Here is a 16,236-nt window from a genome sequence, read left to right on the forward strand (position 1 = left end):
GATTGAGCCACTCGCAGAGATCGACCCGGTCGCGGAGCGGATCCGGGTTGCGTGGAGAGATCTCCGGAGGACGGGCTCGACAGGGCCCGTGCGGGCGTTCCTGTACGAGCCGGACCCACCCCTCGACGTCGCCCAGGCCGACGCCCTCGATCTCATCGTGTCCCACGCCCCGGTGCGGATGAGTGAGGTGGCGGCCCTGTTGCGCGTCGATCCGTCGACGGCTACGCGGACCGTGGCCCGGCTGCAGAAGCTGGCTCTGGTCGACCGGACCACGGACTCCGGCGACGCCCGGGTGGTCCTGGTCGTGCCGAGTGGGGGTGGTCGACGTCTGCACGCCAGGGTGCGGGGCCGGTCGAACGTCCTGCTGTCCGAGCTGCTGGACACCTTCGAGGCCGAGGACCGAGAACGCCTGGCGTCGTTGATGGAGCGGCTGGTCGGTGCCGTCGAGGCGCAGCGAGCCGCGCCCGGCGCCCGTGCGTCAACGGCGGCGTCAGGGTGAGTGATCGCTCTCGGTCAGTGCCTCGGCGTGGTCGCTCAGATCGGGGCCCGCTTCGACTCCAGCCGCCGTCCTTGGGCCCCGGAGAGCGGTGAACACGGCCGCAACGAGCGCCAGGCCTGCCGCCAGGTACAACGCTGGGGCCATGCCGTCGACGAAGGCCTGTCGGGAGGCGTCGACGAGGGCGGTTCCGTCGGCACCCATCCGTCCCGCCGCGGCGAGTGCACCGCCGATTCCCGAGGTCACCGGTTCGGCGACCTCGGGTGGCAGGGAGACGGCGGTCGGCTCGATGTTCGACCGATAGGCAGAGTTCAGGACCGAACCGATGAGGGCGATGCCCACGGCGCCGCCCATCTCGCGCACCGTGTCGTTGAGCGCCGAGGCGACACCCTGCTTCTCCTCGGGGAGAGAGGAGGTGATCGCTGCGGTGGACGGGCTCATGGCGAGTCCGACACCGGCTCCGAGCACGAGGATGCCAGGGAGCACCGAGAGGTACCCTCCGCCGGGATCCGCGAGGGTGGCGAAGAGGACCAGACCTCCTGCGAGCAGCAGCATCCCGGTGACGAGGGTGCGCCGGAAGCCGATCCGCTCGGCGATGGTCGGGGCGATCGTGGACAGCGGCATCATCATCGCCGCCATCGGAAGCAGCCCTGACGCCGCCTTCAGCGCGGAGTAGCCGAGGACGGCCTGGAGGTACTGCACCAGCACCAGGAACAGCGAGAACATCACGGCGAACACCACGAAGAGGTTGATCGAACCGGCGGCGAGGCCGCGGAGCGCGAAGACGCGCACATCGACCAGCGGGTGATCCCGGCGGAGCTCGACGAGCACGAACGCGACGGCGCCGAGCAGTCCGGCAGCCAACGCAGCCACCGTGACTGCGTCGGTCCACCCCCGCTCGGGCCCCTCGTGGAAGGCCAAGACGAGCCCACCGACGGCGAGGACCGACAGGAGCGAGCCTGCGATGTCGAAGCCCGCCCCGGTGTGTTCGACCGAGTGCGGGACGAACGCTGCGGTCAGCCCGAAGGAGACAGCAGCCAGACCGATCGGAAGAGCGAAGACCCACGGCCAGGTGGCGTTGTCGATGATCGCGGCCGAGGCGAAGAGCCCGATGATGCCGCCCGCACCCGCGAACCCTGCCCAGGTGCCGATGGCCTTGGCCTGCTCCTCGTGCGGGAAGCTCGTGGTGATGACCGACAGGGTGACGGGCATCACCATCGCGGCGGACAGTCCGGCGACGACGCGCAGCGCGATGAGCACGCTCGGCTCGGTCGCGAAGGAGGAGGCCAGGTTGATCAGCGAGAACGCCACGAGACCGATCATGAGGACCGGCTTGCGTCCCCATCTGTCCCCGATCGCCCCCACGGGCATGAGGAGGGCAGCGAGGGCGAGGGTGTAGCCGTTGATGATCCACAGCAGCTCGCTCTGGGAGGCATCGAGATCCGCGGCCAACGCCTGTTGCGCGACGTTGAGGCCCGATACCGAGGCGACGACCGCCACGAGCGCGACGCACATGGCGGCCAGGACGAGCAGTCGGCGACGCGGGTCCACGATGACCTCGTCGTGGAGGCCCGGGATCTCAGGCGGCGGGCCGAGGTCGGTGGTGGTCGTCAACGGTGGCTCCTGGGGTCTCGATCCGGCAACGAGGACCAACGTCTAGCACGTAACGTCATCTAGAGGACAGCCTGTAGCGGATAGTTTGGTACGTTCGTCCACGTGAGCGATGGGCTGAGCGTTGATCCGCGCGTGGTACGCACCCGCCACGACGTCTTGGCCGCGGCGCGCTCTGTCCTCCTCGACGAAGGTTGGGAGCGTGTCACCCTGGCCCGGGTTGCCGAGCGCAGCGGGTACGCCCGCACGACCTTGTACCGACACTGGCCTCAGCGCCTCGATCTGCTCCGGGACCTGATCCGCGAGGAAGGTCGCCTGACCCACACCTCCATGACAGGTGACCTGCGCGCAGACCTCGTCGCAGAGCTGGAAGCGTTCCGGGCTGCCCTCACCACCACCGGCTTCGGCCGAGTGTTCGTCGCAATCGGCCAGCAGGCCGGCGACGATCCTGAGTTTGCAGATCTGAACCGGGAGATGCGCGCCGAGGGCGGGCGGGTCTTGCACGCGATCGTGGTCGACGGGGTGCAGCGTGGCGAGCTCGCGAACGACCTCAGGCCAGACGCAGCCATCCCGCAGCTGGTCGGTCCGGTGCTCTTCCGCCATCTGTTCGAGGGCGACGACGTCCTCGACTCCGAGTTCGTCATGTCGGTGGTCGACTGGTTCCTGGCTGCTGCCCGCGAGGGCGAACCCGTGGCGCCGGCACCTCCCGCCTAGTCGGAGGGCTCGCAACCCCACGAGGACAGCGCCCCGGGCGAGCGCGCCGCAACGCCCGCCGCACCGCAGCTGCACCCTCGTGAGCGAGGACCTCAGAGTCCGAGGGGCGGGCCGTCTCGCCGCGTGACGCGCACCCCGACGGGGGACTGGTGCAGCTCGAGGTCCGGGCGTGCAGCCCTCCCCGACGGTCAGGCACTCGGTCTAGACAGTTTGCTCTAAACACGAGTTGCAACCGGTAGGTCCTGGCGGGTTGCGTCGAGCCAGAACGGGTGCGTTTGCGAGGGCCCGACGGAGGCGGTGCTGGTCCTCGGCGTGCGACGTGGGCGGCACGATGTCTCACCCACAGTGGTACCGGTGATGAGCCGCAGCAGGGAGCGCTCCGAGCCGGCGCTCGGCCCAGAACGGGGCCTCCAAGTCCTCCCGCAGATGCTGGTCGCGCGCGAGCACCTGTCGATGGCGGCGAGCGGCCCCGACGGTCGCAACGATGTCCTGACGGGCCCGACGGCCGCGGGCCTCGGTCGACGCGACTCAGGGCCGGAGCGGCGACGGGTGGCGAGCGTCGACGATGTCGTCGCACCGGGTGCGCACGAGCGCCTCGGTGCGCTCGGGGTGGGTGAGGATGTAGAAGCGGTTGCCGCGCACCGCGTCGACGACAGCGGCGCCCACCTCATCGGGCGAGAGGATCTGGCCGAACGCGTCGGCCGCGGCCTCGGTGGCTCCGGGCTCACCCACCCCCTCCATGAGCGCCGACAGACCGCCCGACCCGCCATCGTCGTCGGCGAGCGGCTCGGGCCGGTTGCGCTGGGACTCGAAGATGTTCGTCATCACGAGCCCCGGGCACAGGACGGACACGCCGATGTCGGCTCCGGCGAGGCGCAGGTCTCGGTACAGGGTCTCGCTCAGGGTGACCACGCCGTGCTTGGAGACGTTGTAGGCGCCAAGGGAGGGCACCGAGATGAGACCGGCCATGGATGCGGTGTTGACCACGTGCGCCGGGCCGCCCTGCTCGAGCATGAGGGGCACGAACACACGGATCCCGTGGATGACGCCCCACAGGTTGACCCCGAGCACCCACTGCCAGTCCCGCTCGGTGTGGGCCCAGATCGGTCCACCCACCCCGACGCCGGCGTTGTTGTGGACGAGGTGCACGGCGCCGAACTCCGTCACGGCGGCATCGGCGAGCGCCGTGACGGAGTCCCCGTCGGACACGTCGGTGCGCACGCCCAGGACGCGGTGACCGGCCCGGGCCAGGCCGGCGACGGTGGCGTCGAGCGCGTCCTGTTGGATGTCGGCGACCACGACGCTCATGCCGGCGGCTGCGAGCTGGGTGGCCACCGCTCGGCCGATGCCGCTCCCGCCGCCGGTCACCACCGCGACCCGCCCCTCAAGCTGCTCCATGTCTGCGCCTCCTGGTGGGTTCGGGGGCTACCGGCCGTGGAAGACCGGCGGCCGGCGCTCGGCGTAGGCGGCGATGCCCTCGCGGGCGTCGTCGGTGGCGAGGAGGCGGACCTGCTCGGCCAGCTCGTGATCGGTGGTGGCCCGCAGCCGGTCGAGGCGATCGCCCGCGAGCGTGCGCTTGACCGCCTGCACCACCAGCGGTGCTGAGCCGGCGATCCGGGCGGCGATCTCGCGGCTGCGCTCCCGCACGGTGCCGGCGTCGGCGACGCACTCGTCGGCCAGGCCGATCGCCGCGGCCTCCGTGCCGTCGATCCGGGTACCGGTGTAGAAGAGCCGGCGGGCATGCTGGCCACCCACGAGCGCGGGCAGCGTCTCGGTCAGGGCGAACCCGGGGTGGAAGCCCAGCCGGGCGAAGTTGGCCGACCAACGGGCCTCCGGGCAGGTCACGCGGAAGTCGGCGACCAGGGCGAGCCCGAGGCCGCCGCCGATGGCGGCGCCGTGCACCGCGGCCACCACCGGCGTGGCGATGACGAACAGCCGCAGCGCCTCGTGGTAGAGGGAACCAGCGCCGATGCCTCCGCCGCTGCCGAACGAGCCGGCATCCGGGGTCTGGCCGGAGAAGTCCGCGCCGGCGCAGAAGGACCGGCCTTCCGCGGCGAGCACGATCGCCCGGCACTCGGGATCGGCATCGAGCTCTTCGAACGCCGACGCGAGGTCACCGATCAGTCCGGCGTCGAAGAAGTTGTGTGGTGGACGCCGCAGCTCCACCACCCCCACCAGACCCTCTTGCTCGATCCCGACAGCGGCCACCGGTACCCCCTTCGTGATTCCGCATCGGAACCTAATCGCTCGCGGGTCGCAGGACGATACTCGTCGCGTGTCGTGCTGGCCCCGGCAGAAACGGGACGAATGCCGCACCATCAGCATCTGGGCGTGGCTCCTGCACCGTCCGGTCCGTCGCCGTCGGCGGCCGCCACCGTGTCGCAGTGGGCGCGCGCCGACCGGGCCCGGCCCGACGGCGACCGAGGGGTCGTTCAGCTGCTGCTGGTGGCGTCGGTCTGTCGCCCGCGCGAGCCGCCAGCGGTGAGGTCCGGCACGTCCGCGTCGTCGTCGACGAAGGACGTCTCGAGGACAGCGCCGAACCTCTCCCCGTCCGTCACCGGCTCGTCGTTCCGCACCGACGTGCGCAGCGGCAGCTCGGGGAGGCGCAGCACGCCGAGGAAGCCGAGCACAGCGATCGGCATGGCGATGGTGTCGGAGAGGCTGTCGGCGAAGCCGCCGAGCACCGCATCGCGGACGGGGCAGGGCGGCGTTGGCGTCGGGGGTGCCGAGCAGGTCGCTCCCACCGCCGCCGCCCTCGACCCCCGCGGCAGTCAGACGTTCGGGGATGTAGCGGCCCAACCCCTTCGGGAGCAGCGCTCCGAAGACGGCGACCCCGAGGGCCCCGCCCATCGAGCGGAAGAAGGTGGCGGCCGACGTTGCCGTGCCCAGTCGCGGAGCTCGACGGCGTTCTGCACCGCGAGGACCAGCACCTGCATGACCATGCCGAGGCCTGCGCCCAGGACGAGCATCTAGCTTCCGGCGACGGGGAGCGGCGTCGACGCCGAGCAGCGAGAACAGCCCGAGGCCGACGGCCACCACCATGAGGCCCACGACCGGGAAGATCTTGTAGCGGCCGGTGCGGGTGATGATCCGGCCCGATCCGATCGACATCGGTGAGCCGCCAGGTCCAGGCGCTCGAGGACGACGGTCTGGCCCGCCGCGAGCCCCACCCGACCGATCGTCGAGGGTGGGTCGTCGTCATCGACGACGGTGGGGTGACCGCGGTCGAGGCGCTGCACCGGCTGGCAGAGCGCATCGAGACCTTCAACGTCGGCTACCGGTCCCGCGCGGTGACCCGTCGGTGTCCCCAGGACGGCGCCGCGTCGTCGTCGGCCTCGTCGCGGCCATTCCGATGGGGGTAGCGCACCCATCGGCGCGGCATCGTCCACCGCCGACCAGGTCGGCCGCGCCACTAGCGCGACGACGCAGATCCCGTGGGGAGGAAGGCCACGACCAGGGCGGCGCCGCCGATGATGGCAGAGACGATGGCCGCCAAGCCGCTGCTGGCAAGGAACGGCAGCTGGTCGGCGACGATGTCGCGGGACGCCACCTGGTCCCAGCAGATCCACACCAGCACGAACGCGGAGATCCACGCGACGATGGCGACGGTGAGCGCCACCGAACGACGCCTGCGACCCAGCTCTGCGGCATCGTCGCTGACCAGCTCGCGCAGCGCACCCCAGTCGACGATCGGCGTCGCGGCCTCCGTGGTGTCGGCATCGATGTCGCGCATTCAGGTTCCTCCGGTTCCGAAGTAGGCCGCCTGGGCAGCCTGGTACAAGCCGCCGCCGACATCGTCGGCCACGAGCCGGTCGCTGATGGTCCCCTGCTCGAGCACGACGATGTGCGTGGCGACGCTGCTGATGCGGATGTTCTGTTCCACGGCCACCACGGCGGTGCCCGATGCGTGGATGTTGGCCAGGATCTCGAAGACCCGGTCGACCATGACCGGGGCGAGGCCGAGCGACGCCTCGTCGACGAGCAGGACAGTCGGGCCGCTCATGAGGGCCCGCCCCACCGCCAGCTGCTGCTGCTCGCCGCCCGACATCGTCCCGGCGGACTGGCCGCGGCGCTCCCCCAGCCGGGGCAGCAACTCGTAGACCCGATCGAGCGCGTCCCTGCGCCCGGTCCACCCCTGGCCCGCGATGGCACCGGTGAGGAGGTTCTCTTCGACCGACAGGGAGGGGAAGACCTCCCGGCCCTCTGGGCACAGGGCGAGGCCGGCGAGCACCCGATCACTCGTGCGCGTGCCGTCCAGCGACGTGCCGCCGAGCTCGACGGTGCCGGCGAAGACCTCGCACAGCCCCATGATCGCCCGCAGTGTGGTCGACTTGCCGGCGCCGTTGGCGCCGACGACGGCCAGGAACGTGTCCGGCGAGACGTCGAGCTCGATGGCGCGCACCACGGGCACTCCGCCGTAGCCGGCCACCAGCCCTCGCACCGACAAGGCGGCGGTCACGATGGCACCGGCCCGGGGGCGGCCACGGGCTGGCCGAGGTAGGCCTCGATCACCTCGGGCCGGGAGAGCACCTCGTCGGGCCGGCCCTCGGTGAGCACGCTTCCGAAGTCGAGCACGTAGATCCGGTCGGAGACCGACCGCACGAGGCCGACATCGTGCTCGATGACGACCACCGTGATGCCAAGCTCCCGGCGCAGCGCAGCGATGGCCTGGGCGACCCACTCGCTCTGGGCGCCGTGGAGGCCCGCGGCCGGCTCGTCGAGGAGCAGCGCCACCGGCCTCGTGGCCACGGCACAGCCGATCTCGAGGACCTTGCGGTGCCCGTAGGGCAAGGTGCCGACCGGACGCCGGGCCGCGTAGCCCAGGCCGAGCACCTCGAGCACCTCGTCGGCGACGCTGGCCCGCTTGCGGTCGCGGCGCAACTGGTCCGGCGACAGCCCGACCGCGTCACCGTAGGACGTCCCGGTCGCCCGCCCGTACTGGGCCATGAGCAGGTTGGCATGAGCCGTCTCCGACGGCCACAGTCCGCCCTGCTGGAACGATCGGCCGAGACCGCGTCGGGTCCGCTCGGCGGGCGTGAGCTCGGATATGGCGTGGCCGCGGAACCAGACCTCGCCCTGGGACGGGGTGATGAAACCGCTCAGGACGTTGAACGTCGTGGTCTTGCCCGCCCCGTTGGGCCCGAGGATGCCGACGACCTCACCGGGATGGACGTCGAGCGACAAGGAGGCGATGGCGACGTTGCCGCCGAAGCGCACCGTGACATCGCGGGCACTGAGCAGGACGGGCCGGAGCATCTCGCGGTCGGGCATCCGGACCACGACCGGACCCGGGACGACCGGTGCCGGCGCCGCGAGCTCGGACGCCGCGTGCCTCCTTGCTCGCTCGTCGACGCCGCCCGTGGGTCGTGCGAGATGGCGACGCTCGAGCAGGGCGCGCAGGGCCCCTCCGGCGCCCAGGGGCTGGCGACCGATGAGCAGCACCACGATCACCGCGGCGACCAGCGTGACGATCTGGTTGCTGCCCGAGGCGTAGAGGTCGATCAGGGTGAAACCGACGGCGACGGCGACGACCCCCGCCCGGGACCCGAGCCCGCCGAGCACCACCCAGACCACGATCGTGAGCGACAGCTGCACCGGGAAGACCGAGGCCACCACGATGCCCTGGCGGAAGGCGTAGGTCGACCCGGCCAGCCCGGCCAGGACGCCGGAGATGGTGAAGCCGACCACCCCCAGCCGGGTGGCGTCGATGCCCCGGGTCGACGCCGCCGTCTGGTTCTCGCGGATGGCGACCAGGCCCCGCAGCAGCGGGACCCGCTCGAGGCGGCGCAGGCCGACCCAGACGAGCACCAGGAGGATCCCGCAGGCGGCCAGAAAGGTGCCGTCGTCGCCGAGGTCGAACGGGCCGATCTCGGGGCGCCCGAGCGTCAGGCCAGCGCCGCCTTGGGAGAACGTCTCGGTGGGGAACACGAACGCCTGCAGCACCACCCCGAACGCCAGCGTCAAGACAGCCAGGTAGAGCCCACGGACCCGCAGCGAGGCGGCGCCGAGGGCGGCGGCGGCGGCCCCGGCCAGCACCGGCCCGGCCATGAAGCCCAGCATGGGCGGCAGCTCCCAGGTGGTGGTGGCGATCGCCGCGCCGAAGGCGCCGAGCCCGAAGAGGCCGGCATGGCCGAGGGACAGCTGCCCGGTGGCCGAGGCCAGGAAGTTGAGGCTGAGGGCCAGCAGCGCGTACACCGGCAGGGCCGACAGCTTGAAGGCGTCGGGACCGGACACCGCACCGGCGATCACGACAGTGGCCACCACGGCCAGCGCTGGCCCGGTCGGGCCCACGGCCCTTGCGAACGCCGACCCCAGGCGCGGGTCGCGCACCATCGGCGGCAGGCGGACCAACGACTCGGATCCCTCGAAGGCGAGACCACGCCGGGCCCGGGTGAAGAGCCCCTGGGGACGGAGCAGCAGCACGGCGCCGAGCACGACGAAGACGACCATCTCCGGGGCGCCGGGGGTGCCGCCCCAGTAGAGCCGGGTGAGGCTCTCCGCAACGCCGACGACCAGGCCACCGAGGATGGCGCCGGGCAGGCTGATCATGCCGCCGAGCATGGCGGCGGCGAAGGCCTGCGGGAGCACGGCGATGAGGAACCCGGGGGTGATGCTCTGGGTCGTCCACCCGGACAACACGCCAGCGAGGGCGCCGAGGGCGCCGGCCGCGCTCCAGGCCGCAACCTCGAGCCGACGCGGGTCGAGGCCGACGATGCGAGCGCCCTCGCGGTTGTCGGCGCCGGCCCGCAACGCCAAGCCGATCCGGGTCCGCTCGAGACCCAACCACAGGGCGACGCCGGCGCCGGCGGCGACGGCGACGACGAGGATGCGGGTCGGGGTGAGCACGACCCCGGCCAGCTCGACACCGTCGCCGGACACCAGGGTGGGGAACGGCCGGGTCCCGCCGAGCCAGCGGGCCTCGATCAGAGTCGTCGCCGACAGGAGCCCGACGGTTCCCACCAGTGGGGGGAGGATCCCACCGTCACGACCGAGCAGCACCACCGCCGTGGCCGCCCCCACTGCGGCGCCCACGGCCACCCCGGCCGCCACCGCCAGCGGCCATGGCAGGTCGTGGCCCATGGCGATGCTGGCGGCGATGAAGGCGGCGAGGGTGCCGAAGGCACCCTGCGCGAAGTTGAGCACACGAGAGACGCTGTGGACGAGCACCAGGCCGAGTGCCAGCAGCGCATAGGTGGAGCCCCCGGCGATGCCGACGACCACAAAGGTGAGCAGCTCTTCCATCGAGGGCGGCGATCTGGCTGTTCAGCCGAAGCTGGAGGTCCACTCGGACACCAGCTCACGTTCCCATGGTGCCTCACCGGTGGCCTCGACCACGACGATGCTGTCGGCGCCGACCCTGTCGCCGCCGAAGTCGATCGGGTTGGCCAGCCCGTTGTCGTACTGCATGGAGTCGAGCGCTTCGAGGAACGCACCGGTGCTCAGGTCCGGTCCGGCCTGGTCCATCGCCTCGCGGTACACGTCGAACAGACCCCAGAAGGTCACCAGTTCGTCGGGGGCGTCCCGGTCGGGGTAGGCGGCGGCCCACGCCTCCTCGGCCTCGCGAGCCAGGGGGTTGTCGGTGACGTCGCCCCGCACGGCCGCGAACGACTGGCAGCCGACCAGCTCAGGGACGCCGATCGGCGGCTCCGACGCGCACGACAAGGTGTTCGAGACGGTCACGTACTGGGGCGTGAAGCCCTGTTCGGCGCACAGCCGCGCGAGCTGCGTCGACACCGTCGGCACCAAGATCATGAACACCACCTCGACGTCGAGGTTGCTCAGCTTCACGCACTCGGCGGTGAGCTCGTTGGCATTGCCCTGCTTGTCCACCGCGTCGGCGGCGGCGACGTTGCCGCCGAGCTCGTCCATCTTGGCGGTGAACGCGTCCTGGGCACCCTCGGAGCTCGGGCTGTTGAAGCGAACCATGGCGACGGGGGTCTCCGTGTCCGTCAGCTCGGCGAGGATGTACTCGGCCATGAGGTCCGACATCATCTCGTAGGTCATGGTCATGGCCCGGTACCCCGGCTTGTCGACCAGGCCGGCCTCGGCGACCCCGAGGCTGAGGTAGGGCAACTGGTTCTCGGTCGCCAGGTTGGCGCACGTGGTGATCTGGTCGGCGCCCGAGGTGCCCGAGACGAAGAGCAGCTCATCGCTGATCAGGTCCCGGCAGGCCTGCTGGGCGGCGTTCGCGTCGTAGCCGTCATCGACCAGGGTCACCTCCACCTCGCGCCCGTGGATGCCCCCCTGCTCGTTCACGGTGTCCCAGTAGAGCTGGGTGAGGTCGGCCAGCCCGAGGATGTCTCCGATGTCGATGCCGCCGATGGTCTCCGGGGCGTGGACGCCGATCTTGATGGTGGAGTCGGTGACACCCGTGGTGCTGTCCTCGATCTCGGCCTCCCCCTCTGGCGTCTGGGACGGCTCGCCGGCGCCCCCATCCACCGAGGCGTCGCCGTCGGCGGACGACGATTCGTCATCGGCACCGCACGCACTGAGCAACAGCACACCGGCCAACAGCAGGCCCATCCACCGTCTGGTCGCGATCACGAAGCCCCCTTCGGCACCGGACCCAGTGTCCCGTGTCACACGAGACTATAGGCATCCCACGTCGCGCGAGGGTCAACCCGGCGACCCCGGTGCCCAGCCACCGCTCCGACCGCTGGTCCCCGGGTCCCCTCTGCCGCTGAGCGTGCGGCGCCGCGCCGTGGCCGCCGGACCACGCCGTGCTTGCGTCGCCGAGGGCGCCGCACGGGCGGCGCTGCGACGCCGGCGGGCTTGCGGGCCCCTGGCCCTCCCCCGGTTTGCGAGACGATTCCCGTCGCGTGTCGCACGCCGCTACTGTCCGTTGTGATCGAGGGACAGGAGCGAGCTGATGGACTTCGACCTGCCGGGCGACGACCACCCGGACCGCAGGTCGGTGCGGGACTGGCTGCGGGAGCACCCGCAGCCGAGCGGACGCCAGCTGGCCGAGGCCGGTTACGTGGCGCCGCACTGGCCGGCGCCGTGGGGGATGGATGCTGACCCGATCCGGCAGCTGGTGATCGACGACGAGCTCAAGCGGGCGGGCGCGCACCGGCCGATGAACCCGATCGGCATCGGCTGGGCCGGCCCGACGATCCTCCACGCCGGCACCCAGGAGCACAAGGACCGCTACCTCATGCCGCTGCTGGCGGGCGAGGAGGTCTGGTGCCAGCTGTTCTCCGAGCCTCAGGCCGGCTCCGACCTGGCCAACCTGGGCACCCGGGCGGTGCGCGACGGCGACGAGTACGTGGTCAACGGGCAGAAGATCTGGACGTCGCTGGCCCAGTTCTCCGCCTATGGCATCCTCATCGCCCGCACGGATCCGGATCAGCCCAAGCACCAGGGGGTGTCGTACTTCATCTGTCCCATGGACGCACCGGGCATCGAGATCCGCCCGATCATCGAGATGACCGGAGGTCACACGTTCAACGAGGTGTTCCTCACCGACGTGCGCATCCCGGCCGAGAACCTCGTGGGAGAGGAGAACCGCGGCTGGTCGCTGGCCAAGGTGACCCTGGGCAACGAGCGGGTCTCGCTGTCCTCCGGCGGGGCGCTGTGGGGCCACGGACCCACCGCCGATGACCTCCTCGACGTGGTCCGGGACCACGGCCACGTCGACGATCCGCTGCTGCGCCAGCGGCTCGCCCGGCTCTACATCGAGTCCGAGCTTCTGCGGCTGATCCGCCTGCGCACGGTCACGGCCGCGATCAAGGGTGAGCCTCCGGGGCCGGAGGCATCGATCCGCAAGGTGATGGCCGACGAGCACGGGCAGCACATCATGGAGGTGGCCAAGGACCTGGCTGGCACGGCGGGCGTGCGCGACGACGTGGGACCCTTCGGTGGCGACGCCGATCTGTGGGCCCACGGGTTCCTCTTCGCCCCCGCCCTCACCGTCGGCGGCGGCACTGGCGTGGTGCAGCGGAACATCATCGGCGAGCGTGTGCTGGGCCTCCCCCACGACGTCGACGTGGAGCAGGGCCTGTCGTGGGTGGAGGCCAGGCGGCGATGAGCACCCCCGACCACGATGTCGTCGTCGTCGGCGCCGGCTTCGCCGGGCTGTACCAGCTGCACCACCTGCGCGACCTCGGTCTGCGGGTGACCCTGCTTGAAGCCGGCACCGGGCTGGGCGGCATCTGGTACTGGAACTGCTACCCGGGCGCCCGCGTCGACTCGCACGTGCCGCTCTACGAGTACTCCGACCCTGCGCTGTGGCAGGACTGGTACTGGGACGAGCGCTTCCCCGACTGGCAGGCGCTGCGCCGCTACTTCGACCACGTCGACTCCGTCTGGGGCCTGCGCGACGACATCCGCTTCGAGACCAGGGTCACCGCCGGCGCCTGGGACGAGGCCCAGCGGTGCTGGGAGCTGCGCACCGATGCCGGCGACACTCTGCGCACCGGCTTCGTGGTGATGTGCACCGGGTTCGCGGCCAAGGCCCACGTGCCCGACATCCCCGGCCTGGACACCTTCGAAGGCAACTGGTCCCACACCGCCCACTGGCCCCAGGGGGGGGTCGACCTGACCGGCCGGCGGGTGGCGGTGATCGGCACCGGCGCGAGTGGCGTGCAGGTGGTCCAAGAGGCGGCCCGGGTGGCCGAGCACGTCACGGTGTTCCAGCGCACGCCGATCATGGCGCTGGCCATGCAGCAGCGAAGCCTCAGCCGTGAGGACCAGGACGAGGCCAAGGCGGAGTACCCGGCGATCTTCGAGCGGCGCACCCAGACCAACAGCGGTTTCGCCTACCCCGAACATGGGGTCAACACCTTCGACGTGTCGGCGGACGAGCGCCTCGAGACCTACGAGCGCCTGTGGCAGGAGGGCGGGTTCGCGTTCTGGGCCGGCGGCTACTCCGACCTGCTCCTCGACGAGGCGGCCAACCGCACCGCGTACGTCTTCTGGCGCGCCAAGGTCCACGAGCGGGTGCACGACCCCGCCGTCGCCGAGGTCCTCGCGCCGGCCGAACCGCCCCACCCGTTCGGGGTGAAGCGCCCGTCGCTGGAGCAGTGGTACTACGACGCCTTCAACCAGGACAACGTCGAGCTGGTGGACCTCCGTCGGTCGCCGATCGGGTCGATCGCCCCCACAGGGGTCCGCACCACGGCGGGCGAGCACCCCTGCGACCTGCTGGTCATGGCCACCGGATTCGACGCCGTCACCGGCGGCCTGGTGAGCATCGACCTGCGTGGCCGCAACGGTGAGACCCTGCGCGACCACTGGGCGGGCGGTGTCCTCACCCACCTCGGCTTGTCCAGCCACGGCTTCCCCAACCTGCTGTTCCTGTACGGGCCGCAGAGCCCATCGGGGTTCTGCAACGGTCCCACCTGCGCCGAGGTGCAGGGAGACTGGGTCGTCGAGCTGCTCGCCCACCTGCGCGACACGGGCACCACCCGCATCGAGGCCACCGCAGAGGCCGAAGAGGAGTGGCGGACGATGGTGCACTCCATCGCCGACATGACGCTGTTCCCCCGGGCCGACTCGTGGTACATGGGCGCCAACATCCCGGGCAAGCCCCGGGAGATGCTCAACTGGCCGGGCGGCCTGCAGCTGTACCTGGCGTCGTGCCGGGAGTCAGCAGCCGACGGCTACCGCGGCTTCGCGCTGGACGACCCGGGCTGAGGGACCCGCCCCCGAGGCGGCGGGCAGGCGGGACCGGCTCGCCCGCCGATCAGCCCTCCGTCGCCGCCAGAGGAGCAGCGAGGCTGTGGAACTCGGCGAGCAGGCCGGCGCTGTTGGGCCGGGAGGAGACGGCGAGCTCCAGCTCGGCGACGGTGGCCGCCCGGTTCTGCTCCTCGAGCAACCCGAGCGACTCGGCCAGCGACGCGTCCCACAGCTGGCCGATGATGTCGGTGCCCGGGTAGCGCTTCCCCGACTCACCGACGAAGGTGCGGTCGCGCATCTCGGTGAGCGCGGTGCGCAGGTACTCGACGTGGGGCGTCTCGTCGGCGCGGATGTAGGACACGAGACGGCCCGCCTCGCCGTCGCCGGCCACCAGATCGGGGTCGGACAGGAGCTCCTCGGCCCAGGCGAAGACGTGGAAGGCCTTGATCTCCACGAACAGCACCCGCAGCATGGTGGAGATCAGCATCTCGAGGCCGACGTCGAGGTCCTCGAAGGTGCGCTTGCCGAGGAACCGCTGCCGGGCCCCGTCCGGGTCGGGTTCCCCGGCGGGGGCGATCCCCATGCGCCGCAGCATGAGCTCCGTCTCGTCCTCGGTGACCGGGTTCTCGAAGGCGATGTCGCGCACGGCGTACCACATGCGGTCGTGGCCGGCCTCGTCGCCGTGGCCGGCCTCGTCGCGGGCGTGGGCCTCGACGAGGCCCTTGGACAGGTGGTCCAGGGCCGTGCCCCGGATGTCGTCGTCGAAGAACCGCTGCATGTCCGGTGGGGCGAGGAAGCGGATCATCGCGCCGAAGCCCTCCACCGTGCCGATGCGCGTGAGGTTTGCCACGATCGGCTCTCGCACACCGCGGCGGAGCAGGAGCCGAGCCTGCTCGACGCTGGGGTAGTTCCCCGGCCACGTCTCGACGGGGGCGTGCAGGATCTCGGTGCCGAAGTCCTGGCGATGCTGATCCTGCCAGGCGGCCAGCGCCGGCCGGCGGAACTTGGTGCGGGGCGAAACGTAGCTGCCGTCGGAGAGGAACCCGCCGTGGCAGCGCACACCGCCGGCCAGGAGCGGCTCCTCGATCTCGTCGCTGGCCAGGAGCTCTTCGGAGCTGAACTCGAGCGCGTGGGCCATGGCGTCATCCTCGTCTCGGGTCGGCGGCCCGACCCTCGGTCGTAGCGTAGTCGGATGTCTACAGCGCGGCAAGGGTGCCGCTCGTCAGCGGGGTGCGAGCAGGGCGGCCATGGCCGAGAACCACTGCTCGGGCACGTCGTCCCCCCCGCCGGTCGCGACCTGGATGAAGTCCCGCAGCAGGAGCCAGCCGAGCGAGAAGGCGAAGCCCATGGCCACGAGGTCGGCGGCGCCGATGGGTGCGCCGTCGGGCAGGGCCGCCTCCAGCGTCTCCACCATCCGGCGAGCGCCGGGGAGGTCGGAGCTGAGCACCTCGCCCAGCTCGCCGTCGAGCATGGCGCGGGTCAGCACGGTCCAGTAGGCGCGATCATCCTCGAGGGTGTGGAAGGCGCGCAGCGCGCTGTCGAGCGTGGCCTCGCCGAAGGGTTCGGCCGCGGCCAGCCGCTCGGCCAGGTGGTCGTGTACGGCTCGGACCAGCTGGCGCTTCGTCCCGAAGTGACGGTGGATGAGCCCGTGGTTCACGCCGGCCACGGCGGCGATCTCCCGCAGCGACGTGGCGGTAGGGCCCTTCTCGGCGAACAGGCGGGCGGCGGCGGCCACGATCGCCTCCTTCACCTCCTGCTCCCCGTGGGGACGGTGGTCGTCGCCGGGCACGGCACCGACC

At 71.5% G+C, this 16,236-nt stretch carries 15 protein-coding genes; 5 read left to right on the top strand and 10 right to left on the bottom strand.

What is annotated here, in order from left to right:
* Positions 1-88 precede the first annotated feature (88 nt).
* Positions 89-499, top strand: a complete 411-nt coding sequence (locus tag HC251_RS19660) for a MarR family winged helix-turn-helix transcriptional regulator (RefSeq protein WP_219942305.1) — start codon at positions 89-91, stop codon at positions 497-499.
* Here the strand turns inward: HC251_RS19660 and HC251_RS19665 are convergent.
* Positions 491-1,996: an MFS transporter gene (locus HC251_RS19665; RefSeq protein ID WP_219942306.1), complete on the bottom strand. Its 1,506-nt coding sequence runs from the start codon at positions 1,994-1,996 to the stop codon at positions 491-493. The genes HC251_RS19660 and HC251_RS19665 overlap by 9 nt on opposite strands.
* Positions 1,997-2,212: 216 nt before the next feature.
* Here HC251_RS19665 and HC251_RS19670 point away from each other — a divergent pair, with 216 nt between their 5' ends.
* The gene (locus HC251_RS19670) at positions 2,213-2,821 is read left to right on the top strand and encodes a TetR/AcrR family transcriptional regulator (protein ID WP_219942307.1); all 609 of its coding nucleotides are present in this window, start codon (positions 2,213-2,215) and stop codon (positions 2,819-2,821) included.
* Positions 2,822-3,349: 528 nt separating this feature from the next.
* Here the strand turns inward: HC251_RS19670 and HC251_RS19675 are convergent.
* The 3 genes from HC251_RS19675 to HC251_RS19685 all read right to left on the bottom strand — a co-directional run bounded on the left by HC251_RS19675 (position 3,350) and on the right by HC251_RS19685 (position 5,505).
* Entirely contained in the window at positions 3,350-4,219 is an 870-nt protein-coding gene (locus HC251_RS19675) for an SDR family NAD(P)-dependent oxidoreductase (protein WP_219942308.1), read from the bottom strand.
* 27 nt (positions 4,220-4,246) lie between these two features.
* Complete coding sequence (locus HC251_RS19680) at positions 4,247-5,146, bottom strand: enoyl-CoA hydratase/isomerase family protein (RefSeq protein WP_255566492.1); 900 nt, start codon at positions 5,144-5,146, stop codon at positions 4,247-4,249.
* 107 nt (positions 5,147-5,253) lie between these two features.
* Positions 5,254-5,505 (bottom strand): hypothetical protein, encoded by a 252-nt coding sequence (locus tag HC251_RS19685; RefSeq protein WP_219942309.1) that lies wholly within the window; start codon positions 5,503-5,505, stop codon positions 5,254-5,256.
* Positions 5,506-5,934: 429 nt separating this feature from the next.
* Between HC251_RS19685 and HC251_RS19690 the strand changes: the two genes are divergently transcribed.
* Positions 5,935-6,183, top strand: coding sequence for a hypothetical protein (locus HC251_RS19690; protein ID WP_219942310.1), 249 nt, complete (start codon positions 5,935-5,937; stop codon positions 6,181-6,183).
* 50 nt (positions 6,184-6,233) lie between these two features.
* Here the strand turns inward: HC251_RS19690 and HC251_RS19695 are convergent, their stop codons facing one another.
* Genes HC251_RS19695 through HC251_RS19710 form a run of 4 tightly spaced genes read right to left on the bottom strand, consistent with a single transcriptional unit; the run spans position 6,234 to position 11,365 of the window.
* A complete protein-coding gene (locus tag HC251_RS19695) occupies positions 6,234-6,554 on the bottom strand; it encodes a hypothetical protein (RefSeq protein WP_219942311.1) in 321 nt (106 codons plus the stop codon).
* Positions 6,555-7,280 carry an ABC transporter ATP-binding protein gene (locus tag HC251_RS19700; protein ID WP_219942312.1) on the bottom strand — a complete coding sequence of 242 codons (726 nt, stop codon included), beginning with the start codon at positions 7,278-7,280 and terminating at the stop codon, positions 6,555-6,557.
* On the bottom strand, positions 7,277-10,063 hold the full coding sequence (locus HC251_RS19705; protein WP_219942313.1) for an ATP-binding cassette domain-containing protein: 2,787 nt from the start codon (positions 10,061-10,063) through the stop codon (positions 7,277-7,279). Before HC251_RS19705 ends, HC251_RS19700 begins: the two co-directional genes overlap by 4 nt.
* Positions 10,064-10,084: 21 nt before the next feature.
* Positions 10,085-11,365, bottom strand: a complete 1,281-nt coding sequence (locus HC251_RS19710; protein ID WP_219942314.1) for an ABC transporter substrate-binding protein — start codon at positions 11,363-11,365, stop codon at positions 10,085-10,087.
* A gap of 325 nt (positions 11,366-11,690) precedes the next feature.
* Here HC251_RS19710 and HC251_RS19715 point away from each other — a divergent pair, with 325 nt between their 5' ends.
* Both HC251_RS19715 and HC251_RS19720 read left to right on the top strand, forming a co-directional pair.
* Positions 11,691-12,848: an acyl-CoA dehydrogenase family protein gene (locus tag HC251_RS19715; RefSeq protein ID WP_219942315.1), complete on the top strand. Its 1,158-nt coding sequence runs from the start codon at positions 11,691-11,693 to the stop codon at positions 12,846-12,848.
* Positions 12,845-14,455 (top strand): NAD(P)/FAD-dependent oxidoreductase, encoded by a 1,611-nt coding sequence (locus HC251_RS19720; protein ID WP_219942316.1) that lies wholly within the window; start codon positions 12,845-12,847, stop codon positions 14,453-14,455. Before HC251_RS19715 ends, HC251_RS19720 begins: the two co-directional genes overlap by 4 nt.
* 49 nt (positions 14,456-14,504) lie before the next feature.
* On the opposite strand, the gene HC251_RS19725 is transcribed toward HC251_RS19720, so the two are convergent.
* Together HC251_RS19725 and HC251_RS19730 are read right to left on the bottom strand one after the other, a co-directional pair.
* The gene (locus tag HC251_RS19725; RefSeq protein ID WP_219942317.1) at positions 14,505-15,575 is read right to left on the bottom strand and encodes a hypothetical protein; all 1,071 of its coding nucleotides are present in this window, start codon (positions 15,573-15,575) and stop codon (positions 14,505-14,507) included.
* A gap of 84 nt (positions 15,576-15,659) precedes the next feature.
* Complete coding sequence (locus HC251_RS19730) at positions 15,660-16,226, bottom strand: TetR/AcrR family transcriptional regulator (RefSeq protein WP_219942318.1); 567 nt, start codon at positions 16,224-16,226, stop codon at positions 15,660-15,662.
* Positions 16,227-16,236 lie beyond the last annotated feature (10 nt).

The sequence above is a fragment of the Iamia sp. SCSIO 61187 genome, from assembly GCF_019443745.1.
Taxonomy (GTDB): Bacteria; Actinomycetota; Acidimicrobiia; order Acidimicrobiales; family Iamiaceae; genus Iamia.